Source organism: Acinetobacter sp. 24-47-67, assembly GCF_056779735.1.
The window spans coordinates 62652-85852 of sequence record NZ_JBWYIK010000001.1; the positions used below are offsets into that span (position 1 = coordinate 62652).

At 40.1% G+C, this 23201-nt stretch carries 22 protein-coding genes; 7 read left to right on the top strand and 15 right to left on the bottom strand.

The annotated features are described in order from the left end of the window. Nucleotides 1–27: 27 nt before the first annotated feature. From AC1M9K_RS00295 to accC, 4 genes are all read left to right on the top strand, one after another. Nucleotides 28–1359, top strand: coding sequence for a Y-family DNA polymerase (locus tag AC1M9K_RS00295; protein WP_035267823.1), 1332 nt, complete (start codon nucleotides 28–30; stop codon nucleotides 1357–1359). Between the two features lie 237 nt (nucleotides 1360–1596). After that, nucleotides 1597–2052, top strand: coding sequence for a type II 3-dehydroquinate dehydratase (gene aroQ, locus AC1M9K_RS00300; RefSeq protein ID WP_035267826.1), 456 nt, complete (start codon nucleotides 1597–1599; stop codon nucleotides 2050–2052). 18 nt (nucleotides 2053–2070) lie between these two features. Next, complete coding sequence (gene accB, locus AC1M9K_RS00305; RefSeq protein WP_035267829.1) at nucleotides 2071–2490, top strand: acetyl-CoA carboxylase biotin carboxyl carrier protein; 420 nt, start codon at nucleotides 2071–2073, stop codon at nucleotides 2488–2490. A gap of 15 nt (nucleotides 2491–2505) precedes the next feature. Then, the gene (gene accC / locus AC1M9K_RS00310; RefSeq protein WP_035267832.1) at nucleotides 2506–3870 is read left to right on the top strand and encodes an acetyl-CoA carboxylase biotin carboxylase subunit; all 1365 of its coding nucleotides are present in this window, start codon (nucleotides 2506–2508) and stop codon (nucleotides 3868–3870) included. Nucleotides 3871–3953: 83 nt separating this feature from the next. Here the strand turns inward: accC and AC1M9K_RS00315 are convergent, their stop codons facing one another. After that, nucleotides 3954–4436, bottom strand: coding sequence for a hypothetical protein (locus AC1M9K_RS00315; protein WP_035270703.1), 483 nt, complete (start codon nucleotides 4434–4436; stop codon nucleotides 3954–3956). A gap of 252 nt (nucleotides 4437–4688) precedes the next feature. Here AC1M9K_RS00315 and AC1M9K_RS00320 point away from each other — a divergent pair, with 252 nt between their 5' ends. Further along, entirely contained in the window at nucleotides 4689–6155 is a 1467-nt protein-coding gene (locus AC1M9K_RS00320; protein ID WP_481588134.1) for a GGDEF domain-containing protein, read from the top strand. A gap of 4 nt (nucleotides 6156–6159) precedes the next feature. Here AC1M9K_RS00320 and AC1M9K_RS00325 read toward each other — a convergent pair whose 3' ends face one another. Further along, the gene (locus tag AC1M9K_RS00325; RefSeq protein WP_179998280.1) at nucleotides 6160–7323 is read right to left on the bottom strand and encodes an MFS transporter; all 1164 of its coding nucleotides are present in this window, start codon (nucleotides 7321–7323) and stop codon (nucleotides 6160–6162) included. 605 nt (nucleotides 7324–7928) lie between these two features. Here AC1M9K_RS00325 and AC1M9K_RS00330 point away from each other — a divergent pair. Both AC1M9K_RS00330 and AC1M9K_RS00335 read left to right on the top strand, forming a co-directional pair. Then, nucleotides 7929–8114 (top strand): hypothetical protein, encoded by a 186-nt coding sequence (locus AC1M9K_RS00330; protein WP_481588135.1) that lies wholly within the window; start codon nucleotides 7929–7931, stop codon nucleotides 8112–8114. Between the two features lie 65 nt (nucleotides 8115–8179). Beyond that, nucleotides 8180–8404 carry a hypothetical protein gene (locus AC1M9K_RS00335; protein WP_481588136.1) on the top strand — a complete coding sequence of 75 codons (225 nt, stop codon included), beginning with the start codon at nucleotides 8180–8182 and terminating at the stop codon, nucleotides 8402–8404. A gap of 567 nt (nucleotides 8405–8971) precedes the next feature. Here AC1M9K_RS00335 and AC1M9K_RS00340 read toward each other — a convergent pair. From AC1M9K_RS00340 to AC1M9K_RS00400, 13 genes are all read right to left on the bottom strand, one after another. Beyond that, nucleotides 8972–9379 (bottom strand): hypothetical protein, encoded by a 408-nt coding sequence (locus AC1M9K_RS00340; RefSeq protein WP_481588137.1) that lies wholly within the window; start codon nucleotides 9377–9379, stop codon nucleotides 8972–8974. Further along, nucleotides 9376–9924, bottom strand: coding sequence for a glycoside hydrolase family protein (locus tag AC1M9K_RS00345; protein WP_481588138.1), 549 nt, complete (start codon nucleotides 9922–9924; stop codon nucleotides 9376–9378). The genes AC1M9K_RS00340 and AC1M9K_RS00345 overlap by 4 nt, the downstream gene beginning before the upstream one ends. After that, the gene (locus AC1M9K_RS00350; RefSeq protein WP_048882812.1) at nucleotides 9908–10171 is read right to left on the bottom strand and encodes a phage holin family protein; all 264 of its coding nucleotides are present in this window, start codon (nucleotides 10169–10171) and stop codon (nucleotides 9908–9910) included. The genes AC1M9K_RS00345 and AC1M9K_RS00350 overlap by 17 nt, the downstream gene beginning before the upstream one ends. Before the next feature lie 59 nt (nucleotides 10172–10230). After that, nucleotides 10231–12720 carry a phage tail protein gene (locus AC1M9K_RS00355; protein ID WP_481588139.1) on the bottom strand — a complete coding sequence of 830 codons (2490 nt, stop codon included), beginning with the start codon at nucleotides 12718–12720 and terminating at the stop codon, nucleotides 10231–10233. A 1-nt stretch (nucleotide 12721) separates the two neighbouring features. Next, complete coding sequence (locus AC1M9K_RS00360; RefSeq protein ID WP_481588140.1) at nucleotides 12722–13144, bottom strand: NlpC/P60 family protein; 423 nt, start codon at nucleotides 13142–13144, stop codon at nucleotides 12722–12724. Then, a complete protein-coding gene (locus AC1M9K_RS00365) occupies nucleotides 13141–15615 on the bottom strand; it encodes a hypothetical protein (protein WP_481588141.1) in 2475 nt (824 codons plus the stop codon). Before AC1M9K_RS00365 ends, AC1M9K_RS00360 begins: the two co-directional genes overlap by 4 nt. A gap of 56 nt (nucleotides 15616–15671) precedes the next feature. After that, nucleotides 15672–16529 carry a DUF2163 domain-containing protein gene (locus AC1M9K_RS00370; RefSeq protein WP_481588142.1) on the bottom strand — a complete coding sequence of 286 codons (858 nt, stop codon included), beginning with the start codon at nucleotides 16527–16529 and terminating at the stop codon, nucleotides 15672–15674. After that, complete coding sequence (locus AC1M9K_RS00375) at nucleotides 16526–17179, bottom strand: DUF2460 domain-containing protein (RefSeq protein ID WP_481588143.1); 654 nt, start codon at nucleotides 17177–17179, stop codon at nucleotides 16526–16528. Before AC1M9K_RS00375 ends, AC1M9K_RS00370 begins: the two co-directional genes overlap by 4 nt. Nucleotides 17180–17190: 11 nt before the next feature. Beyond that, a complete protein-coding gene (locus AC1M9K_RS00380) occupies nucleotides 17191–20886 on the bottom strand; it encodes a lytic transglycosylase domain-containing protein (protein ID WP_481588144.1) in 3696 nt (1231 codons plus the stop codon). 111 nt (nucleotides 20887–20997) lie between these two features. Further along, complete coding sequence (locus AC1M9K_RS00385; protein WP_481588145.1) at nucleotides 20998–21768, bottom strand: hypothetical protein; 771 nt, start codon at nucleotides 21766–21768, stop codon at nucleotides 20998–21000. A gap of 73 nt (nucleotides 21769–21841) precedes the next feature. Further along, nucleotides 21842–22069: a hypothetical protein gene (locus AC1M9K_RS00390; protein WP_481588559.1), complete on the bottom strand. Its 228-nt coding sequence runs from the start codon at nucleotides 22067–22069 to the stop codon at nucleotides 21842–21844. A 35-nt stretch (nucleotides 22070–22104) separates the two neighbouring features. Further along, nucleotides 22105–22425 carry a hypothetical protein gene (locus AC1M9K_RS00395; protein ID WP_481588146.1) on the bottom strand — a complete coding sequence of 107 codons (321 nt, stop codon included), beginning with the start codon at nucleotides 22423–22425 and terminating at the stop codon, nucleotides 22105–22107. A 6-nt stretch (nucleotides 22426–22431) separates the two neighbouring features. Then, on the bottom strand, nucleotides 22432–23193 hold the full coding sequence (locus AC1M9K_RS00400) for a hypothetical protein (protein WP_481588147.1): 762 nt from the start codon (nucleotides 23191–23193) through the stop codon (nucleotides 22432–22434). Nucleotides 23194–23201 lie beyond the last annotated feature (8 nt).

The following is a 23201-nucleotide window of genomic DNA, read 5'->3' on the forward strand; positions in this document are numbered from 1 at the left end:
TTGATCTAAGCAGTTCACCCTACTCCTATGCAAAATATTTATCATCAAGAGATTTTTGCGCTCATTGATATTAATAACTGCTATGTCAGTTGTGAGCGTGTATTTAATCCAAGTTTAAATGGTCAACCGGTCGTTGTTTTAAGTAATAACGATGGTTGTGTCGTATCTCGTAGTGAGGAAGCGAAAGCTCTCAATATTGGCATGGCCGTGCCATGGTATGAAATTGAAAAAGATATGCTTAAGGCTGGTGTTAAAGTATTTTCAAGCAACTATGCCCTCTACGGCGATATGTCTAGTCGCTTTTTCACTATTTTAGAGCAACACTTTCATGCAGATTCAGATCTAGAGCCCTATTCAATTGATGAATGTTTTATTCGCCTAACACATTATCAAAGTCTTTTTGATTTAGAAAAATTTTGTCGAGAATTAGTCGACCGTATTCAACAATGGATCGGTTTACCTTGTTGTATCGGGATTGGTTACAGTAAAACACAAGCTAAACTCGCCAATCACTTTGCCAAAAAACGTTCTGGTTTTAACCGAGTGTGTTCTTTATTGGATTTGGATCCATGCAGTTTTGATCAATTACTTATAGAAACCTCAGTATCGGAAATTTGGGGCGTAGGTCGAAAAATTAGTAAACAACTTGAAAGTTACGGTATTTATAATTGCTATGACTTAACTTTTGCCAATGAACACTATTTGATGAAGCAGTTTTCAGTGCTCATGGGGCGTACCATTCGTGAGCTAAAAGGTCAGTCCTGTATTTCACTAGAAGATCCTGATTTACCGTCTAAACGAATCTTAGCATCACGAAGTTTTGCATCAGCATTAAAGGATAAAGCATTAATCAAGCAAGCCATGATTTTTCATTTAAGTCGGGCTCATGAGCGTTTAACCAAGCAAGAACAATTATGCGCCTGTGTCCATGTGTCTCTTTATGAAAAAATTCCAGTAAAACCATTCAAGAAATCACATTCTCATGTAATTGGTTTGGAATATCCGACGGATGATTTATTAATCCTGACCCATGCAGCACAACAGCAAATTGATGTTTTATTTAAAGAAAATATACGTTATGTAAAAGTTTCCGTCATGTTTTCTGCTTTGAGTGCTAAAAAAACACATACACATGACCTTTGGCAGCCTCATGATTTAATCCAGCAGCGAGATTCACTCATGACAACAATTGGCGCTATGAAAAACCGCTTTGGAAAGCATTGTATTCAAGTGGGCTATCATACCAATCAACAACAATGGAAAATGAAGCAATTACACCACTCTCCACGCTATACCACCTCATGGTCAGAAATGCTGACTATTGATGACTCACATATGGCGGTTACACAAAACAAATGAATACTTTTGGTCAATTCGGTTTAAAATAGCAGACTCGAAGAATTAAAAGAAAAATGTAATTTTTTAACATTGCCAATTGACTGCAAAGTTCTCAAAATACAGCTCATTGACGACATTGTTTTTTTGCTATTTTTGAAACAAAATATAAATGAAAAAGCTTAAAAACATGCCATAATATGCAAACTTTGCAGACATCTTGCAAGGTTATATTGCAACTTTCATATTGGAGCTGTCTTCATGAGTTCGACCATTTTGGTCATACATGGACCAAATTTAAATTTGCTAGGAAAGCGAGAACCTGAAGTTTACGGACATTTAACTTTAGACGATATCAATCATCAACTCATACAGCAAGCTCAAGAAAGTTCAATTCAACTTGAAACCTTCCAAAGCAATTGGGAAGGTGCCATTGTCGACCGAATTCATCAAGCCCAAATTGATGGTATAAAATTTATCATCATCAATCCTGCTGCACTGACCCACACCTCAGTAGCAGTACGTGATGCCCTATTAGGTGTTGCGATCCCATTTATTGAAGTTCACCTTTCAAATGTTCACGCACGTGAAGCATTTAGACACCACTCTTATCTCTCAGATAAAGCTGTCGGTGTCATTTGTGGACTAGGCGCACAGGGTTATTCATTTGCATTAACTCATGCCGTGCAAAAAATTCAAACTTCTACACATCTTTAACCTTAGGAATACGAATTCATGGATATTCGCAAAATTAAAAAGCTCATCGACTTAATGATTGAATCGGATCTTCAATCTATTGAAGTAAAAGAAGGTGATCAATCCATTGCTTTAGCGCGTCGTAATCCTATCGTAGCCGCTGGTGTTGCACCAATACAATCTGCTGCGCCAGAAGCTCCAGTTGTGAAACCAGCTTCTCGTGGTGCTGTTGAAACCTCACCAATGGTTGGCGTGTTCTATGCTGCACCAAGTCCAGGCGAAGCACCATTTGTAAATGTAGGACAAACTGTTTCAGCAGGCGAAACGCTTGGAATTATTGAAGCAATGAAAATCATGAACCCAATTGAGGCAACTCAAAGTGGTGTGATTGAAGAAATTTTAGTTAAAAATGGTGATGTAATCCAATTCGGTCAACCTTTATTCCGCTACCGCGCGTAATCGTTGGGGGTTGGTATGTTGCAAAAAGTTCTCATTGCCAACCGAGGTGAAATTGCACTGCGTATTACACGTGCTTGCAAAACACTCGGTATTAAAACAGTCGGTATCTACTCGGATGCCGATAAAGATCTCATGCATTTACGCTTTGTTGATGAAGCCGTTTGTATTGGTCCTGGTGCAAGTAGCGAAAGTTATCTAAATATTCCTGCAATTATTACAGCAGCGGAAGTGACTGGTGCAGATGCAATTCATCCAGGTTATGGCTTTTTATCAGAAAATGCTGAATTTGCTGAGATTGTAGAAAGTTCTGGTTTTATCTTTATTGGTCCACGTCCTGAACATATTCGCCTTATGGGGAATAAAGTGTCAGCGATTATGGCGATGCGTAAAGCTGGTGTACCAACCGTTCCAGGTTCAGCTCATGCTGTAACACCAAACAATGCCTTGGCCGAAGCAAAAGAGATTGGCTTCCCACTTATCGTTAAAGCTGCTGCTGGTGGTGGCGGTCGCGGTATGCGAATTGTTGAACGTGTTGATACACTGTTGGAGTCTGTACAAGCAGCTCAACGTGATGCTGAAATGTGGTTCGGTGATGATACGGTTTACATGGAACGTTTCCTTCAAAAGCCACGCCATGTTGAAGTACAGGTGATTGGCGATGGTAATGGTCACGCCGTACATTTATATGATCGTGACTGTTCATTACAACGTCGTCATCAAAAAGTTCTTGAGGAAGCTCCTGCTCCGAACCTTCCAGAAGAAGCTCGTGCTGAAATTTTAGCAGCTTGCGTAAAAGCATGCGAATTAATGCAGTATCGTGGCGCAGGCACGTTCGAATTCTTATTTGAAGATGGTGAGTTCTTCTTTATTGAGATGAATACACGTGTTCAAGTAGAACATCCTGTGACTGAAATGGTAACGGGTGTCGATATTATTGAACAACAGCTTCGTGTAGCCGCTGGTCTTGGTTTAAATCTAGAACAAGATCAAATCAAAGTACACGGTCATGCAATTGAATGCCGTATTAATGCAGAAGATCCAACCACCTTCCTTCCATCACCAGGTAAAATCGAGCAATTCTACACACCAGGTGGTGCAGGCATCCGTTTAGATTCTCATATCTATCCAGGTTATAGCATTCCACCTTACTATGATTCGATGATTGCTAAATTAATCGCACATGGTAAAGATCGCGAAACCGCTTTGGCTCGTATGAAACAAGCCTTAGATGAAATGATCTTAACTGGAATCAAAACCAATATTCCGCTACACAAAGATCTCATCCTTGAAGATAAGAACTTTGCAGAACAGGCTATGGATATTCACTACTTAGAGAAACATTTGTTGAAACAGGTACAAGGACATAGCGAAGCTGAGTAATTACAGCTTTACAAGATGAATAAAAAAGCCTCTTTTTCAAGAGGCTTTTTTATTATTGAAGAATAGACTGCAAAGATTTTAGCTTAAGGCAATATACGATTAAGTTTTGCAAAACATTGTCCACCCTTTTCAGATGCACAGAAATTGATTTGATTCGGATTGTCCCATTTTACAAAATATTGAGACAAATCTCCTGCCTGATCTACTTGATTACCAGAGCAGTCTTTTTCGTTGTTCTCATAATTGACTTGCATGACCAAGGTAGGCAACAAGCCCGAAGAGCTGTCTTGAGATGGTTGATACTCAAATAAACCGACCGACCACTCTTTAGCACTATTCACGACCACCTCATTGTTACCACGGAAATTATAATACTCAACACATTTTTTATTATTTGGAATTTCCATTCCCCATAAACCTAAAATTTCTGGGCGCATGTTGATTCGAATATTATTTTCAGGCTGTTGTAAATCAGCACCTTTAGCTTGCGCTTGGACATTTTGATCGGCAGAAGAAAAAGACGTCATTAATAAAAGTAAAGGTGCAAAAAAAACTGTTTTTTTCATACAACATCTATAGGTCAACGTTTAGAACTAAATTAGCACATTTCAGCAAGAAAACTCATAGAATTAACGTGATAAGAACAATTTTATATAAGAAAATGAATTCCCTATTGATGAACTTTAAATCATCAGCAGTTTAATGCGATCTATTGATTTATTAGTGCAAAAATATATTCTTATCAGAATAATATTCATTCTATACCTCACAGAAAGCTTAAAAATATAAGATTTTATGCAAGGGAATATACGTTAAGTATGACCATATGGATACGAACAGAGCTGATTAAAAACAATGCACAATCTTTTTGGATTGTCATGCTGATCATTACACTTTGTGCTTTGGCTGGAATACTTGGTCGACCTCTCTCATTTCTTGCAATTTTCTGGCCTGCAAATGCCGTACTACTTGGTCTTTTTTTAAGATTTAGTTATCTCAATAATCTTGGTGGCTGGCTTGGGGCCTTTTCTGGGTATATGCTTGCAGACCTAGGTACTGGCAACACTTTACAACTTACTTGGTTGTTAACTCTTGCTAACTTGCTAAACCCATTAGTGACCTTATACCTACTGAACCGATTAAAAATCAATTATCAAGAATTCAATAAAGGTCTTACATTTGTTTACTTATTTTTAATTAGTGCTTTTGGCGGGTGCCTAGCGAGCCCAACCTTTGCGATTTTAACCATCCCTTATGTTCCTAACAGCTTTATGGAACTCAGCCGTATTTGGGTTGATTTTGGCATGTGGTGGAGTGGTGAAATTCTTAACTTTGTCGCTTTTTTACCTATTGTTCTCGCATTACCAAACAAAACTACAGTTCAACAATATTTTGTAAATCAAAAAAATCAACGTTTAAGTTTGCCCTTTGTCTTACCCTTCATATTTGTCGTTGTATCTGTAATTCTAACTCACTTTTTTATTGGCCCTGGCGCCATCATGTTCCCGATCGGAGCACTCATCTGGGCAGCATTAACCTACAATTTATTGTTGGTTGCAATCATCAACTGCTTTGTATGTATGTTCTTATACAACAGCTTAAGTGCATATTATCTAACAGAATCTCCAGAAGCATTTATTTCGACAACACTGTCTGTTCGCATCGGTCTTTTCATGCTGGCTTTAGGCCCACTAACATTATCAATTATTAGTTTGAATCGCCAAAAGCTATATCACCAAATATTATATTTAGCGAACCATGACAGTTTAACAACGACTATGAATCGCCGATATTTTTATGAAGAAAGCGAAAAGACGATAGACTCAACTCATAGGGAGGCGAAATCCAATATTCACAGCGTGTCTATTCTACTACTCGATATTGACCACTTTAAAAAAATTAATGATCAATATGGACATGAAATAGGTGATATTGTTCTCAAAGACTTTAGCAATATCGTCAGATCTCAAATTAGATCAAATGATTTATTCGGTAGAGTTGGCGGTGAAGAATTTGCCATCTTAATTAAAGATAGTAACCTACCAGCCTGCATTAAAATCGCACAGCGTATATGCGACCGCGTGGCAGAAACACCGATTATGATCAGGCAAAATCAACATCTCAATATTAGTGTAAGCATAGGTTTAAGTTATCAACAACTTCCGTCTGGCACCCCATTCCAACAATTGATTAATCGTGCAGATGTTGCCCTTTATCAAGCGAAATCTAAAGGACGAAATAGATTATGCGTGGATCCGCAATTACTATTTACTCAAACATCATAAGTCACTATCTTGCTTCAGTGGGCTTGAGATTTGGTAAAGCGGATAAAAATATGAAACCAATCAACGTTGAAGCTCCTGCAATGATAAAAATATAGCTGCCAGAAATCAGCTCCCAATATTGTCCTGCCAATACGCTTCCAGATGCCACACCCAAGCCCCACATCGTACTATACAAAGCTTGAGCTCTACCCTGCTGCCCAGCAGAAAAGTGCTCAAAAATAATGCGCATCGCCAATAAGTGAAATAAACCGAAACTGAATGCATGCATTGTCTGGGAGAGAAATTGGAGAACAAAACTTTCAGGAAATAAACCAACAATCAAAAACCTAAGCCCAGTCATCCATAAACAGATCGCAACCAACTGACGCCATGTAAAACGATTTAAAAAAAATGATGCATAGGCAAACATCATGATTTCAGCAATAACACCTGTTGACCAAAGAAATCCTGTTGCTGTGGTACTAAATCCAGATGACTGTAAGTAATTGCTATAAAAACTATAGAATGGTGCTTGAGCAAACAACATAATGAACTCAATTAAGAAAATTGCTTTCACAACTGGTTGTTTTAAAACTGGAATAATGGATTCAAGTGTTTTTTGGGCTTTTGGTGCGCCCTTCGGTTCTTTTACTGTAAATGACCATAAGAACGCTAGAAATGAAATACTCAGTAATAAAATCGGGAGATACTGAATATCGATGATTTCAAGAATTAGACCAATAAAGAAAACACCAACAATAAACCCAATCGATCCCCATTTTCTCACTTTGCCATAAAGTTCATTTCGTTTTTCGCCTAACCAAAATAATGTAACGCCTTCAAATTGAGCAAGTATCGCATTTTGAAAAAAGCTGAAGATCAACATTAACAAGGCAATTGATTGAAAATTATTGGGTATAATAAAAATGAGGAACCATATACTCGCTTCCATCCATGTTGCGATTCGCACCAATAGCATTCTTTTACCCGTTTTATCCGCCACCCAACCCCAAATAAACGGCGCAAAAAAACGTGTCATGATTGCAATTGCACTAAGCCACCCAATCTCTAAAAAGCTAAATCCCTGATCTTGCAGATATAGACTCCAATACGGCATGAAGGTACCGACAATCGCATAGTAGAAAAAGTAGAATCCACCTAGTTTTGTTTTAATTGGCAACGCTTGTATCATATTGCAATTACCTGTATTTTCAATGATTTAATACTATTTAATAGTTGCATACATTTGTTACCACTTAGGTGTAATTGCACTTCATCAGTCTACAAATCAGTCTACAAATTTATTTTTTTGTAGACTCTTCATTTTTTGTAGACTGAAGATATTTACGTCTTAGAAAATAATTCTGTGATCATTTTCATCAGAATTAATTGTTAGTAAGTTACTAAAGAAATTTTATACTTTACCTATAAGGTTTCCTACCCAATTTTGCTATTTCTCTTTTTTGAGTATTCAGCGGATAGCATAACTTGCAAAGTATTGAAAAAATTTCAATCTATAGATTGTGTCGCACTAGACTGGGATAATAGAGTTTGATGAGGAGATTATTGCTAAATTGCTAATGTAAAAATTTATAACAATGCATGAGTAAGAGTTTTTATAAATTACAAATATATTAATTTAAATATTATATTAATAATCGATTAATATCAGGCACTCATAATAAATATTTCTAAAACTATAAATCTTGATACATATTCAGGGTATCTATTAAAAAATATAAGGCACATGCTGAGTTTGTCGATAATACTATTGACAATTCAAGGACAATCATTATGTCAAATTTCACAAAGTCAAGTGACTCTAAAACCCAGCAACAGAACCAGCAACAATCAAACCCTGTAGGCGATAATACGCAAAAAGCTCAGCAAGAAAAAAATAAGGAACAGCAATTAAATGCTGAGAACAGACAAACTAAAGATGCTCCGAAAGAGCATACTGAGGTTGAAGTTAAAAAATAACTTATAACTCAGAATTCTTAAATCATTTAAAAGGTTTAACTCCTTTTAGGTGATTAGGATAAATAATGAATATTGTTAAAGTTAAAGTCCATAAAATGTATGAAAACTTTCACAGAAATCCAGCTATTCAATATGTTGGGTTTTTTGATGATAATAATGTATTAATCAGCTTATACGATAACAATAATATTAAACTCATTAATAAAATCGGGACGTTGCAATGGGTAAGTATTGCTACCAATCAAGCTTACTTTGTTGAAATACCAGATCATATTAGTGCCGAGAATTAAACTCATGATGATTAAATACCCTCAAGTAATCCTCGTTTTTCACAAAGAGTCAAACCACAGTGATCGTAGATGTGCTTGGGCAAACTATAATTATCAAGGGAAACTAAATAACATTACGGATTTTTATGGCCAGAATTTATCTCTTTACGATGGCAATAAAGTTGTCATCGATGGTGATATTTGGGTTCTGGAAAGTCATCTACACAAGGTATATAGAGATAGAGGTCGCAAATGAAAAAAATTCTAAGTGCATTCGATTTAAAACGTAATTTATATTTCAGAAAATTAATGCTCGATGGTGATTACAAACAAAATGTATATGATTTAAAGCATAGGAATAATTATGATTTATATGTATATAAATTAATAGATAGTGAATCAGGCAGAAAACTGTACTTTAAAAATTTTGTTATATTTAAATAAATTAGCCCTCATTTAGAGGGCTGATGGATTTTAATAAATGCTTTAACTTTAGCTCTACAATCTGCGTATTGCTCAGAAGTATCAACAATCCAAATTAATGCCTCACCCATTTCGCCAGTCTCCAATTGCTTTAAATCTTGGCAATCAATTAATAGGCTTGCTGGAATTTGCGGTAGCGATGGCGGTTTGGGCGATACGCAAGCCGTCATCAGTAAACTTGCAATCAGTGTAAATGCGGTCAGTAATGATTTTTTGAGTCTCATGTCGAATATCTCTAAATTCAATTTTGATGTTGTTGCGTTCGGCTTCGAGTTCATTTTCAACAATGAATACTTTTGCTTTCCAAGCCTCTAAAGCGCTTTGGTAGGCTTCATTAACTTTGTTTATTCGCTCGACACATTCGGCATCAGCGCCATTAAATTTATTTTGCCAGTGACTTACACGCCATGACTGAATTCCAAGCCCAATAAGTGTGAGTAATAAAAAAGCCGTCAGGGCAATAATGACGGCTTCATAAAACTTTGTTATAAATCCTGTTATTAAATCTTTCATTGTGCCCCCATACATTTACTGTGACGTTCAAGCTGTCGAGTCCAAACGCCATAGCAGTTATTTGAACGAATAGAACAGTCACGCTTTGCTACGTATTTCCATTTGAGTAATGAGTCACAGGCAGCTTTATATTTTTTGGCTTTGAGGTTGCGCAACATCGATGAACTGGACCAGTTTGCGGTACCGTATTGATATGTGAAATCTAAATATAAATCGTATTCATCCTGTGAAATTGGTACATTCAATATGGTTTTATTGAATCGCTGTGCATCTTTATCCATGTGAAGCTTCAGATATTGAAGCGCAGTTTTACGATCAATTGCAGGATCTGTCATCTTGACTCGTACACCGTTTGGATAGACGGTGGTACCGTGGCCAATCGTTGGCACATCCCCCTTCACTGGAATAACAGGTTTTGCTGTATACCCTTCTTTTTTTGCTGTTGCTTCAACTTGTTGTTCACTTGGTCCAGTAATAAAAATGCCGCTTAATAAAGCGGCAGCAACAGTTGAACCAGCGACAAATAATTTAGTCTTGTTTTGCATCCCATTGCCCTCGCAATTTTGCAATTTTCAGTTCATGTTCTTCTTGCTCACGTTGATCTTTACGTTTTTGAAATTGCTTGTTTGATAAGTAGTTTGCAAAACTGATTGCAAGACCAGCCAGACCAATCAAAACACCAATTAAAAACCCCCAGTCCCAAGTAGCAAGCCAGGAAATAATCGTGATGCCTGTGCCTGCTGTAGTCGCTACTGGCCCAGAAGCATCCACCATTTGTGTCGCGTTCGACATTGTGCCCCCTTAAAATCGGCATTAAAAAAGCACCCGAAGGTGCTCTATGGTTGAAAACTTTAACTATCAGCAGTTGCCTGTGTGATTCGTGTTGAATAGTTCCACGAGGTCGGCTTCCATACATCCCGCGCAGCAACACGCACATAATATGTAGTCGTTGATTGCAAGCCGGTAATCGTGCAAGCATTTTCAGTACCTGTCCAACGTGCTGCCGTTGTATCAGGATCAAAGTTCGCATTGGTACTGATCCACACTTGGTAATCTTTCAGATCAGGCACTTCACTTGGAATCCAAGTCACTGTGATCGAATCTGCAGTTGCCGATGTGTACATGTTCAACAATTGTGGTGGCACTGGATTACTGATATTCAGCTCTGCAAAAGTGCTGACAATCGAACCGTTTTTACTTGCAACACGTACTGTATAAGCACGTTGAATACCATCGATTTTTGCTTCATCCATGCTGTATGAATAATCGGTATTCGTTGTATCAACGGTTCGAAGCAATACACCATTCGACCAAATCTGCACAATATAACCTGTCGCACCAGCTGCACTTTGCCATTGAACTTTAAAGCTTGTGCCTTCAAATGCAGACTGCAGCGATAAACCTTTAACACCTGCAGGACGACCACCATTGATTGTGTAACTGTATGCCGTCACTTCATCTAAGGTTTCTTCTTTTTGCTCAAGACCATTGAAGCTTGTGAACTTCAGATAAATCTGCTTACCAACCATATTTGAGTTGAAGTCATATTCAAAAATGGCTCGGTCAATTCGAACAAATGATTCACCTGCATTATGTGAGCTTGCATCATCGAAACGGCCACGAAGCATGCTACTTAATGTATAACGCCCTGATCCATCCAAGGTTGCATCGATATAGTTGATATATTCATCACCAACTTTACACAGTGTTGCATCAACTTCAGCGTCTTCAAGCGTACCACCAAAGATTTGACTAGAAGTATTCAATTGAACTTGCATCAATGTGTCATCTGCATCAATTGCTGAAACTAATGTACCGTAACGCGCTGAACCATAGATAGTGCCGATCATTTCATAAGTCGTATTGTCTATACTTGCCCAGACGTTACAGCCACCCCAATTAATACCACCTGACGCAGCTACCCAAATCTGATTTTTACCATCCGTCAATTCTAAAGGAGGCTCAAAAATTGCCGGTGCATTGACATTACCCGGTTCTTCATTGCCACCTTGGTACCCGTTTGATGATTGAAGATCGTACTCAACTGCTGAACGAGATCCGACAGCAAGTTCTTCAGCGGTAATCGAAAGCCCCCCCTCTTCATCTTCTTCGACACGAGTGATCCGTACTGGGAACTGATTCAAACCTAAAGATTCATCCGTAATCGTTACAATATCCATTGGCTCTAAACGGCAATACTTCCAACCTAACTCAAACTCATATTCATTTCGTACATACAGTTTTCGCTGTAACAACAATTGCACTGCATGACGGGCGATTTTTGGCTCACAGAAAAAGTCAAACTTAACGGGATCTTGTGTACGTAGCCCAAACATTTCAATATTGGCTTGATCCTTTGCTTCAACCGTTTCAGTGTTGTACTGGTTGAAGCGATTCACGTACTCAATTTGGCAGTGGTTGTATGCATCTGTATCACGGCTTCGACGTACACGTACCGGCTGATCTTCACCTAAGAAATCATCATCTGTTAAGTGATATACCGGTTCAAGATTTGGCGTATATGTCACGCCATTTCCTGTCACTGCACTGTCACCGTATGAACGGATTTTCAAACCGTCTGGACTCGGTACCACTGCACAATTCACTGCTTCCACAATCTCATTGATAATTTCAAATGCTTCACGTTGTTCTGTCAAAGCAGGACTGATCAACAAATTAGTGGCTGCACAATACGTTCGAAATTCAGATAAATCTGCCATATTCAAACTAGGTGCTGCACCATAGCGCGGATTGGTGATGAAATCTTCAATCACATCAGCAGGATTGGCATCATGAATTGTTTCTGAAAAGGTAATATCGCTAATCACTTCAAAATTATGATTCGATAATGCTGCACTACCACCAAGATCATAATTGGCACATGCCACATATCCAAGGAATGGATAATGCACTGCTTCATCTGGATGCTTTGATGCTAAATAGCCCCAAACTGGATTGTGATAACCATCGAATAATTCAAAACCGATTTGATCAATTGGCTTGAGTTGCACACCGCCTTCAGTTTTGGTGACGATCTGTTCTTTATCGCGCCATACAATCCCAATATCTTTGATTTTGTTTTCACATAGCCCAAGCATTAAAGATGCTGAATAGGTATATGTTGTGTTTTTAGTCTTTGTTTTACCACCTTTACCACCAGATTTTGTAGTAGTCGTATGAGCAGTCGCTTTGAAGTCTCCATACCAAAACATGTTCGCTGCAACACGATTTTTGCCATAGACCAACGGCTGTGTTAGACCATACGCAGATTGCTGAATGCGCATCGAATTGATGCGCTTATCAGACGTACTGATCGTCGTGCTTCCAAATACTCCACCCATATTATTCTTTTAGCCTCTTCATACGAAAAAAGCCCGCAATTCTGCGAGCTAGACTTCCCTTGGTACCATCCTGCAGGATAACCCCCTGATGGATGTATGAATGAATGATTGTTGGCCATTCGACGACAATTGCACCATGACTGATGCACTTGCCAAAATGATAAAGAACAATATCACCAGGCTGTGGCTCATCGACTTCATAGCACACAGATAAAACGTGCTCTAAATATCTTTGACCGAGCTGGTGCATGTGCCAGTCTGGTGGGTATGGTCGCGGATCTAAATGATCCATCAAGCCCACTTTTTCATAGACTTCACAGATTAACGTTCCGCAGTCCACACCGACACCTTTGACACGACCTTGGTGATGATAGGGTGTGCCGAGCCAGGTTCTGGCTTCAGCAACGGCTTCTAGGTTTTTCAATTGTTTATATCCAGCAAATAGCGTAACGTAGAATACAAGCAATCTGCTTGTTGAGCTGCTGAAATCCAAGACGAATGAACTATGTCTGTTGTCATAGGGTATTCATCCATCCAGCGCTCCAAGACACGCTCTTTAACTTCAAGACCGTATTCATCGACAACCTTGCTTGTGGCCTGTTCAAGCGTCATCCCCTCTTGTACATACTTATTAATAAGCAGGTTCTTGGCATCAACAATACGCTTATACGGTTCACGATATGGGCGAACTTGACGACTTCCGTAAATATTGTCAGTCCAAATACCAGTCGCAGCAATGACTACCTTGCCGCTATATTCAGGCTTTGTGAACTCTTGAATCAGGGCTTCATAGTATTCAATGTTCCACTTTCTACGTGCATCCATTGACCAAAACTTACTACCCTGCGTTGGCATAGAAACAATGAACACACAGTTAGGAAAGTCTCTCCACAATAAATCTTGCATAACCTTGATTCGAGCAATGATATTTGGAGTTGAGACCCCGTTCGCATAATCATTGACCCCCATAGGGAAAATGAAATAATCAAACTCATCATTTGCATTAAAGTCAGGGTTCGATGCAGCAAGATTCGCCATGTAGTTCTTAAAATCAATTCCCGCACCACCAACCTTGTTAGGGTTCCAGAAGGGGGAAGTGCTTGTTGTGAAATAAGTAACCTGCTGCCCACCATAACCTTCGGCTAAACAATTGACTGTGCGGTTCTCTTCAGGAGTATCACCGTAAATTGTCAAAGGAAAATTCTTTGTTCCAGCAAATAGCATATTCATGTCAGCTTGCTGCTCAAACAAATCTTTCAGATAAGGCGCAAACGAAGTCTTGCGTATAGATGAATCAGGTTCAATCTGAGAATCGCCGCAAATCATGGTGATTTTCCTACGCCCAGCACCATTGTTATTTGGTACAGATATAAGATCAAAGGTTCGCTTATTTAAAGCAACATAAGAGTTTAGTTCTCTAATCTCTGCTGTAATTGTTTCTGTTAAACCTGCTGCCGTTGGAGTCCACTGCAAGGCTCGTTCAGTCTGAAATGTACTGTAGATAAAAGGATTTGTTAAATTTGATGCAGGTTTAGCACCTTCGTACATAAACAATTCCGCAGTCGAGTTAACTGGATTTGCTCTAAAATTATCGTAGTACAGGTTCATCTGCACACCCACGGCGACAGGAATTAGCGGCGGCAAACTTAAATTAGTATTCACTTGTTTGTTAGTTTTTGGCTCACCACCAGCCGTCATTATAAATGTTGCATATTTACCAGCGGTCAAATTCTTAGAAATGTATTTGGCACCTATTGGTATTTCTGAGGGTGAAATCGTGACATTACCAACCTTAGACAAAGTTCCAACTATTGAGTAATTGTCATCAAAGAAAGCAATACCGCCCGATTCAGTATCGTCTGTTTGAATTTCAATTGGAAAATCTGAATTGAACGACACTGGCGATGTTATCCTGTACCCGATAAAGTATTCATAGACTGGGGCACCCTCACCGCCTGTTCTAATTCTTCCAGGATGAAGCATGAAATTTAGATCAGACATTTCGTACACAACATCTGTTGGTTGTTTTGGCTTTTCCACATGCAACTTGTCAATTACCGTGTATAGAGAAAACTTAACTTGCGAAACATCCGTGACACTTTGTGGAGCAACGTTTACCACAATGTATGCTTTATTCAGCGTGTTTGATGCAGTAGGAACGGGGTTTGTGCCTGAATTAACCAAACTTAAATTGCCAGACTCCATGTATAAAGTCTTGTTCTCAACTTCCGGTCGAGTTATTTTTACAGCCTTTTCACCAAACTCAATCGGGATTCGCACATGAAATCCACCAGCCACTACACCAGATTGATAATAACTACCTGCAATCAACTCAACATTTTTTTCAGAGTAAAACTTCTTTCTCCGAAAAGTAACTGGTTTGGACAAAGTCTCACTTAGCTCATCTATTGTCTGAGTGACTACAAAATTAACCTCATCAGTTGTTGTAATATTTGTATTTAATCCGAGATACGCTGCATTTGCGGGGATGTAAACTGCTTGCTCAGCTAGACCTGTCGCATTTCTGCGGGTTGTGGTCACAATTGCTTGCCCATTTTTGTCAAACCAGTACATCCCTCCATACTCTGAGTATTGGCTAATGCCTGTCACATACACATCAAAGTTAGGGTTGATTGGAATGAGTTCAGTACACATACCTGTAGCTGTTGGATCGTAAAACCCTTCAACAGTAGAAAAATAGCGTCCCACTTTTCGTGCAATATTGTTTTTATTGTGCACTTTTGTTTGAGATGTTTTTATTAATGCATTTTCACCAATAAAACGTCTTACGACATCTTTATCCTCTACACTTCCTGCTAATTCAGCCAACATATCTCGTACTTCTGAGTGTTTTTTATTACGATTACGAAAGTCGGCAGGTGATGGAATCGGCATAATCTTTACCCCATAAAAAACCCGCATATAGCGGGTATGGATCAATACAAATTTGGTTAAACAGCTGTTTCAGGTACCGGAATAAATGGCGCACCACGGAAACGACTGAAATTATTAAAACGGTTTTGGCATGTCTCAAGACGTTTATCACATCCAGGATAAACTTTGATTCTTTGCCCTGCCTGCGGTGCTTCCAACAATGGCAAAGTCAATAACAAAGCCCCAGATTCATGCATGCGAATGGTTCGCTTTAGACCTGCATTGCCACCGTCCAAGAATTCAATTACGCCTTGCGTGAACCAACCCTGTGGCTGATTCACCTGGCATAGGATTCGTGCTGTAGTACTGCCTGCCTCAATGGTTGTTTGCACAATGAAATTTTGACGCAATAGACCGCATGCCGTGTCAAATAGCGTATTGGTACAGCTTGGCTGATATAGGTTTCTTGGCATTTGCACGTTCAATTCGTCCAGATCTGACGCAACACTGGCTTGAATCGAATTACGATCTAAGTCAGGCTCAATGATTCGACCTTCAAACAACTTAATGGTGCCGGCACTGGTGTCCGTTGGTGTGTTCATGTCCATAAAAATACGTTCCAACTTAAATCGAGCACCATCTAATTGGCCATTATGAAACGCTTGAACAACGTTGATGCCGTTCCATTCATTATCATCAATACAATTAATTCTGATCGATAAATTATCAACCCCAATACCCAGTGACAGGCTAATTCTTTCACGACTGATGATGGGACCACTCGAACTATATGTTTGACCTGCAACTTTCAAATCAAAGTCATAATTCGTATATCGGAATTCATCACCTTGGATTGTCGTGATCGTATACAGATCTGCCATCACAAACTGATCAGCATCAAGCAATTCGATTAATTTTGCAGAAGCTGCTCTCATACTTTATTTCCTAGTGATCCGATCATGTCGACCTTATTGGCTTTCCATAACTTGCTCATAAAGTTGGTGTATTGCTGCTCATCATCAGCAAATCGACAGCGATAGTAATACGTCCCTTTCACCTCAAACTTATGACCTTGTTTCAAAGGCTTTGAAAGCGTAACCATGCCTGACTTGGTGACTTGAGCAGTTGTGTCATCCCAAAACAGATCATCGTCGTTATCACTCCAAAACTGCTGATTATCGTTATCGTTCCAAAACGTTGGATCGACCTGAAAAACAGTTTCTGTTTTGGTATGTGCCAAAGGGATCTGTGATGTATGCATCTGCCTATAGAGCTGATAACTCGTAGTAGTGCCATCACCTGCAAAAGTACATGAGTAATCACTATCATCAGGCATCTTAAAAAGAAAGGAATCGAATGCACCCTGGCGTTCTAAAAAGAAGCTTTCCAGTTGCTGTAGTTCATTCTTTCCTTTTGATTCACGCAGAAAAGCAAATGACATTGAGATTTCATATTTGGGAATGGCTTGATAACTTGCGCGAAGTTCCCGACCATTCACAGACGTCATTATTTTGGTATTAAAAATGGGAGTTTTTGACAACTCCCATTCAAGACCTGGTAATTCAGGAAATAATACATCAGACACAAAAAACCTCCTTAGGTACCGAAATTACGGCGATGGCCCTTTAATCCACTCGCCAATTCACGACCATGCTTTTCAAAGAAACGCTTTACGTCACGTGAGTCAAAGGCTTGAATTGAGAAATGGTTACTCACTTGCTGACTTGGAGTTTGAGGTGTGCCAAAGCCTCCATCTGCACTTAGAGACTTACCTAAGGCACGAATCGTATTTGCGTGCTGCTTAGGTAAAACCATTTCTTCTTCGTGAAGTTGTGTCATAGGGTTTACACCTGCAGGAATATCGTACCCGCCTCGAGCAGATGCTACTTTTCCAACAATTGCAGATACACCCGCGAATGCAGCAATACCAGCAGCCACACCCAATGCAGGACCTACGATTGGTATTGACGAAAGCGCAGCCCAAGCACCAGCCATAGCCTCCCAAGCCGACATCATGATTGACTTTAAGACTTCCATGAGCTTTAAACCTAAACGAGCTATTACACCTGTTGAAGTTGCAGCGGTTTTCATGCCTTCACCAGCCACCACGGCGCCAGTCTGTGCAGCTTGCCCAGCTACTTCAGCCGCCGTCTCTGATTTGATAAACCCTAATTTAATCGCCATACGAGTTGCTAAACTTGCAGCGTATTTTTTCAGTGGTTCACTAATCATGCTTTGAATAAATGCTCCTGCCAGTTCTGTAAAAATGGCATTCATGGCATTTTTCCAAGTCAGCGTGCCATTCATCATGGCTTGAATGCCTTTATCCCATAGACCAGACATTCGTGACGTTAGATTCCCAAACTTATCTTCAAAGTCTTTCATTTGAGCATCAGAAATCATGCCTGGTGCTTGGATATCAGACACCGATCTTTGATGATCTAATGCACTGATTTCATTGGTTACGCCACTTACCCCAGAACTATTCCCAGTGAGTTGACTTAGCTCTTGTTCAAGATCTAGGCGCTCCTGCAATCCAATATGCTTAATGGCATACAACTGTTCTTCAAGTTGCTTTGCAAGACGTACCTTTTCAACATTATTGATTCTTCCAGTATCAAGATCAGCATCCAAACGTGCCATTTCTAGCTCGAATATTTGCTGAGACAAAATCATCTTGCCTTGAAGCTCTTCCTCATGAAGTGCCTTGAGTTTTTCAAGCTGCTCAATTCGAATAGCTTTGATTTTGTCAGCGGCTTCCTGTTCAGCTTTGATTGAAAAAGCTTTCTTATCTTCAGCTGACAATATAGAAGAATCAATATCACTAAGTTCTTTCTTAAGATCTAAAGCAACCTGCTTGCTTTCATCAGCATATTTGTACTGTAAAGCAAGCTTGTTCTTTTCAGCTTCTTCAGCCTTACGGATTTGCTCCTGAAGTGATTTATCAAAATCTGAAGATTCAGTCCCTGCTTCTACACCGTTAACGCCAGCCATGTAACCCTTGACGTTTTTCACGTACTGGCGATTAATTGGACCAATACCGGTACCACGATCAACATTCCCTTCACCTGCATGATAAGCAGAAATAGCCTTGTTGATATCACCATACTTATCTAGCAAGAAACGCATGTATTTGGCTGCGCCTTCAGCAGCTTGTTTTGTGTCGAATGGATCAGATACGCCAAAGCGCTTGGCGGTCATATCCAGCATTTGAAAGTTGCCTTTCGCCGTACCGTATTTAGTCTGAACGCCTTCAACATTTCGACCCTTAGACTCTTGCATGTTAAGAGCTGATAGCATGCCACTCGGCAAGCCATACTTGGCTTCAAAGCCTGAATAGTTAAACTTTTCAGCATTCGCTTTTACACGTGCATTGACCTGCAAGATCTGTTGCTGTTTTTCAAGCTCCTTGGTTTGACGTTTTTGAGTCTCCTCAGCTTTCTTTTCAGCCTCCTCACGCGCTTCAGCTGCTTGTTTACGCTTCCAGTCCGCTTCTTCAGCCTGTTTAACAGCTTCAGGCATTGCACCGTCTTTAGCGGTGTATCCCATACCAGCCTTATCACGAGCATCTGCCATGTGCTCAGCACGCTCACGCGACACACCACCAACGTTCATGTTGTGTTGAATATAGCGTTCTCGTTCAGACTGTTTGTTAGATTCACGAACATAGTCCATCTGCTTTGCAGTCAAATTGGCTAATGCATTTGCTTTATCGTTGATGGAATTGGTGTGTTCCTTATTATCCTTAGTACCTTGTGTCACAACTTGGTTATAAGTCTTTAGAACACCCTGAGCATCAATGACTGCTTTACGCTCTTTAATGGCAGCCGCAGCGGTGTCATCAATGCTTTTTTTATGCTTAGCCTCAACCGTACTTAGGTTGTTAATACCAGTAGCAAGCTGATCAACAGAGATTCTTTTCTGCAGATAAAGATCATATAATTCTTTAGCTGCTTTTTTATCAGCATCTGATGCATCGGAATGATTAACAACCGCACGCACCAAGCCAAGTAATGCAATTTCCTGTTTACGGAAACCTTGCTCAGCTTTGGATAAATCTGCTGTAGCTTGTCGAGTCAATACACGCTGTTGAGCCTTATCAAGCTTTTCATATTCCTCACGAAGTTGAGCAACGGTTTTACCTTGTGTGCTTAAAGATGGAATTGATTCGTCACTGCTACGTTTCATATATAGAAATGCAGCACCCGCAGCCACACCTTGAAGTGCCAACATACCTAAGCCAGCAGGTCCACCGAGCAATGCTGAAGCACTACGTAAGACACCCATCGCCGTAGCTGTACGCATTGCCTGTCCTTGAAGCGCAGACAATTGCATCTGATATGCCATGCCTTGGGCTACGCCGATCACAAACTCTTTAGCCAATACGGCGCATTGAACAACCAGTTTAGCTGAAATAGCAGCACCTAAAGCGATGACTACAGCTTTGATATTGTCAAAGTTCTGCGCAATAGCAGTCACTGCAGGCGTTACTGAATTGATCAGCATTGCCTGGAAGCCTTGGAACTGAAGCTCTAGTGTGTAAAGGTTTTCTTTAGCCTTACCGAGGTTGTCCACCATATCCTTAGACATGATAGCGCCAGCATTCTTGGCTTCTTCACCCCATTTTTTAAAGCCTGCACCGCCGTCTTTGAGTAGTGGAATAAGCAAACTGCCATCATTGACGATCTGCTCCATGTAAGTGATAGTTTCAGCGTGCGATAAATTGGCTTTTTCCAATCCATCGTAATATGCCTGGATAACTTCTGGACCACTTAAATCTTTGAACATATCGATGGTCACACCAATTTTAGGCGCAACATTTTCAAAGAAGTCCATCATTTCGCCTTCACCACGGCGTGCTTCACCGAGCCGATCTAGCGCGTCCTTACCCATCATGCCGAACTGTTCTAATGACAATCCAGCTGTTTGAGCACCCTTGGCAAAGTATTGGAGGTCTTCTACCGATTCACCCAGCATGTCAGACATTTTCTGAACTTCTGAAGCGGTGCTAATTGCATTGCGAGTGAAACTGACCAATCCATCTACAGCTAAGGCAGAACCAATACCAGCAGCAATTTTTTTACCTAGGCCCAGCATCTGCGTTGAGATATTGCTTGAAAGATTATCGAAGGTCTTTTGCACACCAGACACGTCAATCTGAAAGTCCACTTTCTTACCTGTGACTTCAATCTCCTGCGCCGTATCTTTGACAATACTTTCAGCTTCATTCATGCCTTTTTTAAGTTCGGAAGTCTTCGCACCAACGTGCACTTCCACTCGATTGTTGCTCATAATTCCTTTCTCACAGGCATAAAAAAACCGCCGTGAGGCGGTATAGAAAATTTTCAGGTATTAAAAAGCACCCTAAGGTGCTTCTTTAAGTAAGTTTCAAAACTATGGGAGTTACTGTTTTGTTCCTAAGTACAGCACTGCGTTCTGTCTATTGCTATTTTCTGCTACTGCATAAAGTGATTTAATTGATGAATCATAATAAACCACACCCTTTACAGACTGTCCCGCTAAGACACAAGGTGAATAACCAAAAGCTAAATCAACATTGTAGTAAGGTGCATTTTCTTCAACTGCTATTTTCCCTGAGAACGTGCAGCCACTTTGTCCCTTACCTGAAATCACTCCCGTATTTGAAATTGTTAAGGTTGCTTCTTCAATACCTTCAACTATCGCTGATTGACCTATATAAGATCCTGCAATTGTCGTGAGATTGGATACCGAGTTATTTAATTCAGCATCATATAAAGTGTCAAATGTAACCTGATTTGAAGGCGTATAAGTGATCGTTCCATTTAGGCTCTTTTTAGTTTCAAAAGTACCATTAATAGATGTGTCGTAAACTGCACTACCACCAAAATAAAAGTCTTTGCCTTTATTCGCTTTTACTGTGTTACCAGAAACAATTAAGTCACCAGTCATGAAGCCAGTAATTCCGTTAGAATAAGGTGGTGTATATAAAAACCAGAATTTATTATTTTTATCCACCAATCCAACTACATTCTGTTCTTGATTGGTCTTTCCAGTATAAATACCTGAGACTTCAGCCTTAGAAACTGGTGGGTTGTTACCATCATTATTGGAAGATGAAGAATCACCCCCGCCACCTCCACCACAAGCAGCCAAAGTGAAAGCTAAAAAACTCACCCCTAATACTTTTTTCATGGTTATATCCAAGTTATTATAAAGTTCCCGCAAACTTTAACCAACAAAAAAACTTAAATCAATCAGGGCAACCTTAGCCACCCTGAGGAAAGTTCTGCAGATCCGCAAACAGATCATCTTCATCATCGCTTTGCGTATTATCTGAACCGGTACTGTCTTCAATCCCCATAAATGCCTCAAGGATCCGACACAGTCGTTGAATGCCAACATGGCTGGGAGGAAACTGCTTGTGATACGCATTCAATGATTTGACTCTTGGAAAATCCAATTCATTACGCACATAGTCGTAATCCTTGCCCAAAGTCAGTACCAAATGCGTGTACAGCTCCTCCCAGTCTATTCCCCCGAATCAGTGGCCTGCTCGTCTTCACCTGTATAAACCAGACCAGAAGCCCCCATGACCGTTTCAAATACAGCATTAACGTGACCAACATCAAGCAGTTCATCAGCAATAAATTCGCGGGTAATGTCAGGATAGTTACGCTTTAAAGAGCTATGTGCTACATCTGCCACTAAAGCAAAGTCACTTGGATCAAAGGTTTTAAGCTTTGGCATCAGCTTTTCAGCAGCACCCAAGGATAACGGCGCAAAAATCCAAATCTGGCCATTAATTTTAAGCGGATTACCACGTGGGTTTTCGACCTGGTTAAATTGCATATGGTATTACTCCGAAGTAGTCCATTTGAACACACGGCCTAAATCATCGGCCATTGGCTGGAATTCAAACTCAGGTAGATCGTAATCATCCTGTTTTGAGCTAAACGCAAGCTTATTGCTGACACAGCGGAAGAATTCAATTCCAAAGAATTTACCTTTGTAGTCACGCATCAGATCAACACTGAATTCAGGCGTATAACCCATATCCAAGTTACTTACCACACCTGATTTGGCACCTGCCACCATCGCTGTGTATTTAAAGCTGATAAATACCGTTTTACCCACATCAGCTGCTGCAAAGGTATAAACACCTGTCGCTTCATCCACACTATATTGACCTGCAACCGGTGCACTCGCCACACGCTTTAATGGAACTGCTTTGGCATCAGTTACGCCTAAATCTTTCAAGAATGTACCGCTGTTCGGAACGACTGGTGTTACAGATGCTGCAACGACTTCACCATTGATGGTTTGTGTGACTGCAGTAATACCACCTTCAGTGACCACGCCACCAAAGAAAATGGAATTCAGTAATGCGCCGTTGATGCGACCCATGGTTGCTTTACACTTAATCGAACCTTTACCGCGTGCGGCATCCACCGCGAACTGACCACGACCATAGAGTTCTTTTAAGTCATAGCTGATATCAACTGACGTTGACTGCAGTACGCCCACTTCAACGGGTGTGCCGTTGGTGATTGGATTACCATGAACATCCTGTAATGGTGTGGCAAAGATTTTACCGGCACCAAATAAATATTGAGCCATATCGACCT

Coding starts and splice junctions, on each gene's coding strand:
- AC1M9K_RS00295 (WP_035267823.1), top strand. CDS start 28: ATGCAAAATATTTATCATCAAGAGATTTTTGCGCTCATTGATATTAAT.
- aroQ (WP_035267826.1), top strand. CDS start 1,597: ATGAGTTCGACCATTTTGGTCATACATGGACCAAATTTAAATTTGCTA.
- accB (WP_035267829.1), top strand. CDS start 2,071: ATGGATATTCGCAAAATTAAAAAGCTCATCGACTTAATGATTGAATCG.
- accC (WP_035267832.1), top strand. CDS start 2,506: ATGTTGCAAAAAGTTCTCATTGCCAACCGAGGTGAAATTGCACTGCGT.
- AC1M9K_RS00315 (WP_035270703.1), bottom strand. CDS start 4,436: ATGAAAAAAACAGTTTTTTTTGCACCTTTACTTTTATTAATGACGTCT.
- AC1M9K_RS00320 (WP_481588134.1), top strand. CDS start 4,689: ATGACCATATGGATACGAACAGAGCTGATTAAAAACAATGCACAATCT.
- AC1M9K_RS00330 (WP_481588135.1), top strand. CDS start 7,929: ATGTCAAATTTCACAAAGTCAAGTGACTCTAAAACCCAGCAACAGAAC.
- AC1M9K_RS00335 (WP_481588136.1), top strand. CDS start 8,180: ATGAATATTGTTAAAGTTAAAGTCCATAAAATGTATGAAAACTTTCAC.
- AC1M9K_RS00340 (WP_481588137.1), bottom strand. CDS start 9,379: ATGAAAGATTTAATAACAGGATTTATAACAAAGTTTTATGAAGCCGTC.
- AC1M9K_RS00345 (WP_481588138.1), bottom strand. CDS start 9,924: ATGCAAAACAAGACTAAATTATTTGTCGCTGGTTCAACTGTTGCTGCC.
- AC1M9K_RS00350 (WP_048882812.1), bottom strand. CDS start 10,171: ATGTCGAACGCGACACAAATGGTGGATGCTTCTGGGCCAGTAGCGACT.
- AC1M9K_RS00355 (WP_481588139.1), bottom strand. CDS start 12,720: ATGGGTGGAGTATTTGGAAGCACGACGATCAGTACGTCTGATAAGCGC.
- AC1M9K_RS00365 (WP_481588141.1), bottom strand. CDS start 15,615: ATGCCGATTCCATCACCTGCCGACTTTCGTAATCGTAATAAAAAACAC.
- AC1M9K_RS00370 (WP_481588142.1), bottom strand. CDS start 16,529: ATGAGAGCAGCTTCTGCAAAATTAATCGAATTGCTTGATGCTGATCAG.
- AC1M9K_RS00380 (WP_481588144.1), bottom strand. CDS start 20,886: ATGAGCAACAATCGAGTGGAAGTGCACGTTGGTGCGAAGACTTCCGAA.
- AC1M9K_RS00385 (WP_481588145.1), bottom strand. CDS start 21,768: ATGAAAAAAGTATTAGGGGTGAGTTTTTTAGCTTTCACTTTGGCTGCT.
- AC1M9K_RS00395 (WP_481588146.1), bottom strand. CDS start 22,425: ATGCAATTTAACCAGGTCGAAAACCCACGTGGTAATCCGCTTAAAATT.
- AC1M9K_RS00400 (WP_481588147.1), bottom strand. CDS start 23,193: ATGGCTCAATATTTATTTGGTGCCGGTAAAATCTTTGCCACACCATTA.